Source organism: Streptomyces laculatispora (genome assembly GCF_017353455.1).
GTDB classification, from domain to species: Bacteria; Actinomycetota; Actinomycetes; order Streptomycetales; family Streptomycetaceae; genus Streptomyces; species Streptomyces laculatispora.
Genome location: NZ_JAFMPZ010000496.1, coordinates 1 through 7,845 on the forward strand (window position 1 = coordinate 1; position 7,845 = coordinate 7,845).

Sequence of the window (7,845 nt, forward strand, 5' to 3'; positions counted from 1 at the left end):
ATGACACCGGGTCCGGGGCCCTGTCGCGCACCCCTGCCGCGGGCTCCCGCGGCGCGCTTCTTCTGCCTACTGGGCGGCGACCGCTGCCGCGACGGTCTCGGCGAGCGGGGTCGTCGGGCGGCCGATCAGCCGGGCCAGGTCGCCGCTGGTGCCGGCGAGCAGCCCCCGCCGGATCGCCTCGTCCACGTCCACCAGGATCGCGGCGAAGTCTGCGGGCACACCGGCGCCGACCAGGATCTCCTGGTGCGCGGCGGCCGGCATGTCGTTGTGGGCGATCTCCTTGCCGGACGCCTTGGCGACCTCGGCGGCGTACTCCGTGAGCGACCAGGCGACATCGCCGCTCAGCTCGTAGGCCTTGCCCAGGTGGCCCTCGCCGGTCAGTACGGCGGCGGCCGCGGCGGCGTAGTCGGCGCGGGTGGCGGAGGCGACCCTGCCGTCGCCCGCGTTGGCCGCCACGGCGCCGTGGGCCAGGACGGGGGCCAGATTGGCCGTGTAGTTCTCGGTGTACCAGCCGTTGCGCAGGAAGGTGTACGGCAGGCCGGAGTCGAGGATCAGCTGCTCGGTCACCTTGTGCTCGGCGGCCAGCAGGAAGTCCGCGTCGGGACCGCCCAGGACGCCGGTGTACGCGAGCTGCGCCACGCCCGCCGCCTTGGCCGCGTCGATGACGGCGGTGTGCTGCCGGACCCGGCTGCCGACCTCGCTGCCGGAGATCAGCAGGGCCCGGTCGCCGGCCCGGAAGGCCCCGGTCAGGGTCTCCGGCCGGTCGTAGTCGGCGATCCGGAGCTCGACGCCGCGGGCGGCGAGGCCGGCGGCCTTCTCCTTGTCGCGGACGACGGCGGCGATCCCGTCGGCGGGCGTGGTGGTCAGCAGCTGGTCGATGACGAGGCGGCCGAGCTCTCCGGTGGCTCCGGTGACGACGATGCTCATGGGGTTTTGCTCCTCTTTAGGTGCTCATGTTCCGTTCGTGCGTTCTGTTACTCACCTTAGGAGCAGCACTAACCAAAAGAAAGTACGCACTTTGAAGTAAGGTACTGGTATGGGAGTAAGGAACGTGGAAGCCGATCCGGAGCAGCGGCCCGATGTGCGACAGGCGGGCGTGCGGCAGGTGGACGTGCGGCGGCCGATGTGTCCTTCGCGGGTGGTGCTCGAACACGTCACCAGCCGCTGGGGGGTCCTGGTGCTCGCCGCCCTGCTGGAGCGCTCGTACCGCTTCAGCGAGCTGCGCCGCGAGGTCGGCGGGGTCAGCGAGAAGATGCTGTCGCAGACGCTCCGGACGCTGGAGCGCGACGGCTTCGTGGACCGGGACGCCAAGCCGGTCATCCCGCCCCGGGTGGACTACACGCTCACCGCGATGGGCCGGGAGGCCGCCGAGCAGGTGTGGGGCCTGGCGCGCTGGTCGGAACGGCACCTGGACGCGGTGGACGCGGCGCGCACGGCGTACGACGCGAGCGGCCGGGCCGGTTCGGTCTGATTCGGGCAGAGCCGGTCCGGGTCGGGCAGAACGGGGCGGGCCGAGCCGGGTGGGACGGGGTCACTGCGGCCGGGACCGAGGCCGCTCCTCCATCGCCCGCAGCGCCCGCGAGACGTCGAACGGCAGGATCGTCACCACCACGTGCGGCAGCTGCGTCAGCGTCTTCCCCATCTTCTCGCCCGTGCCCCGGTGCAGCATCTTCCCGAGTGCGTTGGTGTACATGCGCCGGGGCACCAGGACCGTCAGCCAGGTCTCCCCGTCCTCGGTGCTGCGGTACGCGAGCTCCTTCATCGCGTGGCGCAGCCGCCGGTCCGGGCAGTTCACCAGCTCCAGCGGGACGGCGGTGGCGGAGGTCGCCTCCCAGCGGGCGGCCAGCCGCCTGGCGTACGCCTCGTCGATCGAGAAGTGCACCGCCCGGATCTCGTCGGGGCGCAGCTCATGGGCGTACCGCAGGGCCATCAGCGTCGCCAGGTCGAGCGTCTCGACCAGGACCAGGACCAGATGGCGCCGGTAGACCGCCCGGTCCGCGCCCGGGGCCTGGATGCCCTGGAGCGCGGCGGCCTCGCGCCGGTACTCGCGGTTGATCCGCGTCAGCGTCCACACCCCGAGCGGGAAGACCACCACGACCAGCCAGGCGCCCTCGGTGAACTTGGTGACCGCGAAGATCAGCACGACGGCGGCCGAGGTGACCGCGGCGAGCGCGTTGAGCGTGATCTTCGTTCTGCGGTATCGGTCCTGGCGTCTCAGGTGGTAGACGGTGAGGCCGGCCCCCGCCATGGTGAACGCGGTGAACACGCCGATCGCGTACAGCGCCACCAGCTTGTCCACGCTGGCGCCGGTCGCCAGCAGCAGCGCCAGTGAGACGACGGTCAGCGCGATGATGCCGTTGGAGAACGCGAGACGGTGCCCGCGCCGGGTCAGCACCCGCGGCAGGAACCGGTCCTCGGCGACGAAGCTGGCCAGGTAGGGGAAGCCGGTGAACGGGGTGTTGGCACCCGTGTAGAGGACCAGCGCGGTCGCCAGCTGCACGAAGACCAGCCCGACCGTGCCGAGGACCCCGCCGCCGAAGGCGAGATGGGCCTCCTGCGCGATGACGGTCGGCGTGCCGTCCGTGTACGGGACGGCGTGGGTGAAGTGCGCCAGCGTGGAGACACCGAGTACGAGGATGCCGAGGATCACGCTCATGGTGATGAGGGTGCGGCGCGCGTTGCGGCCCTGGGGCTCTCGGAACGCGGAGATGCCGTTGGAGATCGCTTCGAGCCCGGTGAGGGACGAACCGCCGTTGGCGAACGAGCGCAGCACGATGAAGAGCGAGGCGCCGTAGAGCCAGCCTTCGCCCGGGGTGCCGAGCGGCACGACCCCGGCCGCGTGCAGATCGGCGTGCGGCAGTCCGCCGGTGAGCCCGCGCAGCGCGGAGACGACCAAGATCAGGCCGACGGCGGCCATGAAGAGGTAGGCGGGCAGCGCGAAGAGCCGGCCCGCCTCACGGACCCCGCGCAGATTCCCGTACGCGAGAATCACGATCACGGCGACGGAGACCGGGAGCTGGAGATGGTCCAGGCCGGTGAAGTTGCCGCCGGCCAGATGGGCGAGCGAGATGAGGGCGTTGGTGCCGGCCGAGACCTGCACGGCTACGGTGACGATGTAGTCGACGAGCAGCGCCACCGCGGCGATCTGCGCGACGTTCGGCCCGAAGTTCTCCCGGGCGACGACGTACGACCCGCCCGCCCGGGTGTAGATCGTCACCACATCGCTGTAACAGAGCGTCAGCAGCAGCAGCACCAGCAGGATCGCGAAGGTCACCGGCATGATCAGCGTGAAGGCGGCGGCGCCGACGACGGGCACGAGGACCCGGAGCATCTCCTCGGAGCCGTACGCGGACGAGCTGATGCAGTCGGAGGCGAGCACGCCCAGCGCCGTCCGGTTGTTCAGCTTCTCGTCGCTGATGCGCTCGGTGGTCAGCGGTTTGCCGAGCAGTTGTCGTTTGATGCGGTACGCCGGGCGGTCCAGGGTCATGGCCACATGGTGCGCGGATGCCGGCCGGAGCCCGGTCCGCAATCGCCGGACGCCCGGAAAGTCAGCCCGTTCGGCGAGTGACGCGGCCCCCGGGAGAGCACTCCCGGGGGCCGCGTCACTCGCGGGACAGGGCGGACGGCGATATGCCGCCGTCCGTCCTAGCCGACCACTGTCCAGTTGTCGGTGCCCGCCAGCAGCGCGCCCAGGTCGCCCTTGCCGTCCCGTTCGACGGCGCTGTCCAGCTGCTCGGCCATCTGCGTGTCGTAGACCGGCCGTTCGACGCTGCGCAGCACCCCGATCGGGGTGTGGTGCAGGGTGTCCGGGTCGGCGAGCCGGGACAGCGCGAACGCGGTGTTCGGGTTGGCGGCGTGCGCGTCGTGGACGAGGATCTGCGAGCGGTTCTCCTCGGTGACCGCGACCACCGACAGATCACCCGTCCGCGGGTCCCGTACGACACCCTTGGAGCTGTCGGTGCCGAAGAGGATCGGCTGCCCGTGCTCCAGCCGGATCACGGCCTCCTGGGCCTGCTCCCGGTCCTTGAGGACCTCGAACGCGCCGTCGTTGAAGATGTTGCAGTTCTGGTAGATCTCCACCAGCGCCGTGCCGGGGTGGTCGGCCGCCGCGCGCAGCACGCTCGTGAGGTGCTTGCGGTCGGAGTCGACCGTACGGGCGACGAAGGACGCCTCCGCGCCGATCGCCAGCGACACCGGGTTGAAGGGGGAGTCCAGCGATCCCATCGGCGTCGACTTGGTGATCTTCCCGACCTCGGAGGTGGGGGAGTACTGGCCCTTGGTGAGCCCGTAGATCCGGTTGTTGAAGAGCAGGATCTTCAGGTTGACGTTGCGGCGCAGGGCGTGGATGAGGTGGTTGCCGCCGATGGACAGCGCGTCGCCGTCACCGGTGACCACCCAGACGCTCAGGTCCCGCCGGGAGGAGGCGAGTCCGGTGGCGATGGCCGGGGCGCGGCCGTGGATCGAGTGCATCCCGTAGGTGTTCATGTAGTACGGGAAACGGGAGGAGCAGCCGATGCCGGAGACGAAGACGATGTTCTCTTTCGCCAGTCCCAGCTCGGGCATGAAGCCCTGCACGGCGGCGAGGACCGCGTAGTCGCCGCAGCCCGGGCACCAGCGCACTTCCTGGTCGGACTTGAAGTCCTTCATCGACTGCTTGGCCTCGGACTTCGGCACCAGCTGGAGGAGTTCGTTGGCCCCGGCCTCGGTTCCGGCCCCGGTCCCGGACTGCAGGAGCTCATTGGTCTCAGGCATCGATGGCCTCCTTGAGGGCCGTCGCGAGCTGCTCGGCCTTGAACGGCATGCCGTTGACCTGGTTGTAACTGTGCGCGTCCACCAGGTACTTGGCCCGGATGAGCGTGGCCAGCTGCCCGAGGTTCATCTCCGGGACGACCACCTTGTCGTAACGCTTCAGCACCTCGCCGAGATTCCGCGGGAACGGATTGATATGGCGCAGATGTGCCTGGGCGATGGGTTGTCCGGCGGCGCGCAGCCGGCGGACGGCGGCGGTGATGGGGCCGTAGGTGGAGCCCCAGCCCAGGACCAGCGTCCGGGCCTGAGCGGGGTCGTCGACCTCCACGTCCGGGACCTCGATGCCGTCGATCTTGGCCTGCCGGGTGCGGACCATGAACTCGTGGTTGGCGGGGTCGTAGGAGATGTTGCCGGTGCCGTCCTGCTTCTCGATGCCGCCGATGCGGTGTTCGAGGCCGGGGGTGCCGGGCACGGCCCAGGGGCGGGCCAGGGTCTGCGGGTCGCGCTTGTACGGCCAGAAGACCTCGGTGCCGTCCGCCAGCTCGTGGTTCGGGCCGCCGGCGAACTGGACGCGCAGGTCCGGAAGCCGGTCGACCTCCGGGATGCGCCAGGGCTCGGAGCCGTTGGCCAGGTAGCCGTCGGAGAGGAGGAAGACCGGGGTGCGGTAGGTCAGGGCGATCCGGGCGGCGTCGAGCGCCGCGTCGAAGCAGTCCGCCGGGGTCCTGGGGGCGACGATCGGGACCGGGGCCTCGCCGTTGCGCCCGTACATCGCCTGGAGCAGGTCGGCCTGCTCGGTCTTGGTGGGCAGACCGGTGGACGGGCCGCCGCGCTGGATGTCGATGATCAGCAGCGGCAGTTCGAGGGAGACGGCGAGGCCGATGGTCTCCGACTTCAGCGCCACCCCCGGCCCCGACGTGGTCGTCACCCCGAGCGCACCGCCGAACGCGGCGCCCAGCGCGGCGCCGATGCCCGCGATCTCGTCCTCGGCCTGGAAGGTGCGTACGCCGAAGTTCTTGTGCTTCGACAGCTCGTGCAGGATGTCGGAGGCCGGGGTGATGGGGTACGAGCCCAGATAGACCGGCAGGTCCGCCAGCCGGCCCGCGGCGATCAGCCCGTAGGACAGCGCGAGGTTCCCCGAGATGTTGCGGTACGTGCCGGTGGGGAAGGCATGGGTGGCCGGGGCCACCTCGTAGCTGACCGCGAAGTCCTCGGTGGTCTCCCCGAAGTTCCAGCCGGCCCGGAACGCGGCCACGTTCGCCTCGGCGATCTGCGGCTTCTTGGCGAACTTGGCCCGCAGGAAGCTCTCGGTGCCCTCGGTCGGCCGGTGGTACATCCAGGAGAGCAGCCCGAGCGCGAACATGTTCTTGGAGCGCTCGGCCTCCTTGCGGGGGAGCCCGAACTCCTTCAGCGCCTCGATGGTGAGGGTGGTCAGCGGCACCGGGTGGACGTTGTACGCCTCCAGCGAGCCGTCCTCCAGCGGACTGGTCCCATACCCGACCTTGGCCATCGGGCGCTTGGTGAACTCATCGGTGTTCACAATGATTTCGGCGCCGCGCGGCACATCGTCGATATTCGCCCTGAGCGCGGCCGGGTTCATCGCGACGAGCACGTTGGGCGCGTCGCCGGGGGTCAGGATGTCATGGTCGGCGAAATGCAGCTGGAACGACGACACGCCCGGCAGGGTGCCTGCGGGGGCCCGGATCTCGGCGGGGAAGTTCGGCAGGGTGGAGAGGTCGTTCCCGAAGGAAGCGGTCTCCGACGTGAACCGGTCTCCCGTGAGCTGCATACCGTCACCGGAGTCACCCGCGAAACGGATGATCACCCGGTCCAGACGGCGGATCTCTTTGTCCCCGTTGCCTGCTGCGGACTGGGAGGCACGCTGTCCCCCCACGAGCGCCTCACTGGCCTCATCGGCCTGTTCGGCTGGGCTACTGACCTGGCTGGTCACTTACTGGACCTCCCTCGGCGCGGCGGCTCGGAACCATCCGGCCCGCCGGCGGTCCCAGGGCCACCCTACGTGTGTAAGGGTCGCCTTCCTCTGGCCGATCGCATGGTGGACGTCTTTTTGAGACGCATTTCGGCGCTGTTCCGTCATGATTCATCAGCCGCCCGGTTCCTCGTCGGACCCTCGCTGGGGAGGGTGTGGAGCGAGTCGCCGGCTTCCCTGTCCGGACGCCGCCGGGAGCGCCCGGCAACTATCTGACAGAGTGTCAGATAGTTGGCCGCGGCATCAGGAGTTCAGATAGGTCAGCACGGCCAGCACCCGCCGGTGGTCGCCGTCGCTGGGGGACAGCCCGAGCTTCTGGAAGATGTTGCTGACGTGCTTCTCCACCGCGCCGTCGCTCACCACCAGCTGCTTCGCCACCGCCGAGTTCGTCCGCCCCTCCGCCATCAGGCCGAGGACCTCGCGCTCACGGGGCGTCAGTCCGGCCAGCACGTCCTGCTTACGGCTCCGGCCCAGCAGCTGCGCCACCACCTCGGGGTCCAGCGCCGTACCGCCCTGTGCCACCCGGACCACCGCGTCCACGAACTCCCGGACCTCGGCGACCCGGTCCTTCAGCAGGTACCCCACCCCCCGGCTGGAGCCGGCCAGCAGCTCGGTGGCGTACTGCTCCTCCACGTACTGCGAAAGGACCAGCACCCCGATCCCGGGGTACTCCTTGCGCAGCCGCACCGCGGCCCGCACACCCTCGTCGGTGTGGGTCGGCGGCATCCGCACGTCGGCGACCACCACATCGGGCAGCGCGTCCTGCGCGGCGAGCTCGCCCACCGTCTTGATCAGCGCCTCCGCGTCCCCGACCCCCGCTACGACGTCATGACCGAGATCGGTCAGCAGCCGGGTGAGTCCTTCCCGGAGCAGTACCGAATCCTCGGCGATGACTACGCGCACCCTGTCCTCCACCACGACTTCTCTTCCCCCATTGTCCGCTGTTCCCCGGCCGTATGCCGTTCAGCATCCCAGCATCCCAGCATCGGCGGTGACGCCGCGAACGCTCGAAGGGTTGCGTCGCCTCGCGGGGTGCGGAGAGCCCGGCCGCCGGACGGGCCCGGTATCCGGGTCCGCCCGGCGGCCGGGCAGGGCGAGGGGGAGGGGGC

At 70.2% G+C, this 7,845-nt stretch carries 6 protein-coding genes; 1 reads left to right on the forward strand and 5 read right to left on the reverse strand.

Going from position 1 to position 7,845, the window contains the following annotated elements; translation table 11 throughout:
* Positions 1-66 precede the first annotated feature (66 nt).
* On the reverse strand, positions 67-927 hold the full coding sequence (locus tag J1C73_RS25145) for an SDR family oxidoreductase (RefSeq protein WP_207318386.1): 861 nt from the start codon (positions 925-927) through the stop codon (positions 67-69).
* Positions 928-1,123: 196 nt separating this feature from the next.
* On the opposite strand from J1C73_RS25145, the gene J1C73_RS25150 reads away from it, so the two are divergent.
* Positions 1,124-1,471 carry a winged helix-turn-helix transcriptional regulator gene (locus J1C73_RS25150; protein ID WP_185095434.1) on the forward strand — a complete coding sequence of 116 codons (348 nt, stop codon included), beginning with the start codon at positions 1,124-1,126 and terminating at the stop codon, positions 1,469-1,471.
* 60 nt (positions 1,472-1,531) lie between these two features.
* Here J1C73_RS25150 and J1C73_RS25155 read toward each other — a convergent pair whose 3' ends face one another.
* The 4 genes from J1C73_RS25155 to J1C73_RS25170 form a co-directional block, all read right to left on the reverse strand.
* Complete coding sequence (locus tag J1C73_RS25155; protein ID WP_207318387.1) at positions 1,532-3,487, reverse strand: APC family permease; 1,956 nt, start codon at positions 3,485-3,487, stop codon at positions 1,532-1,534.
* A 158-nt stretch (positions 3,488-3,645) separates the two neighbouring features.
* On the reverse strand, positions 3,646-4,752 hold the full coding sequence (locus J1C73_RS25160; RefSeq protein WP_207318388.1) for a 2-oxoacid:ferredoxin oxidoreductase subunit beta: 1,107 nt from the start codon (positions 4,750-4,752) through the stop codon (positions 3,646-3,648).
* Positions 4,745-6,697, reverse strand: coding sequence for a 2-oxoacid:acceptor oxidoreductase subunit alpha (locus J1C73_RS25165; protein WP_207318389.1), 1,953 nt, complete (start codon positions 6,695-6,697; stop codon positions 4,745-4,747). The genes J1C73_RS25160 and J1C73_RS25165 overlap by 8 nt, the downstream gene beginning before the upstream one ends.
* 282 nt (positions 6,698-6,979) lie before the next feature.
* A complete protein-coding gene (locus tag J1C73_RS25170) occupies positions 6,980-7,639 on the reverse strand; it encodes a response regulator transcription factor (protein ID WP_123462356.1) in 660 nt (219 codons plus the stop codon).
* Between the last annotated feature and the right edge of the window lie 206 nt (positions 7,640-7,845).

Bases quoted from the DNA above. Each gene is read 5' to 3' on its own strand.
- J1C73_RS25145 (WP_207318386.1), bottom strand. From the start codon at position 927: ATGAGCATCGTCGTCACCGGAGCCACCGGAGAGCTCGGCCGCCTCGTC.
- J1C73_RS25150 (WP_185095434.1), top strand. From the start codon at position 1,124: ATGTGTCCTTCGCGGGTGGTGCTCGAACACGTCACCAGCCGCTGGGGG.
- J1C73_RS25155 (WP_207318387.1), bottom strand. From the start codon at position 3,487: ATGACCCTGGACCGCCCGGCGTACCGCATCAAACGACAACTGCTCGGC.
- J1C73_RS25160 (WP_207318388.1), bottom strand. From the start codon at position 4,752: ATGCCTGAGACCAATGAGCTCCTGCAGTCCGGGACCGGGGCCGGAACC.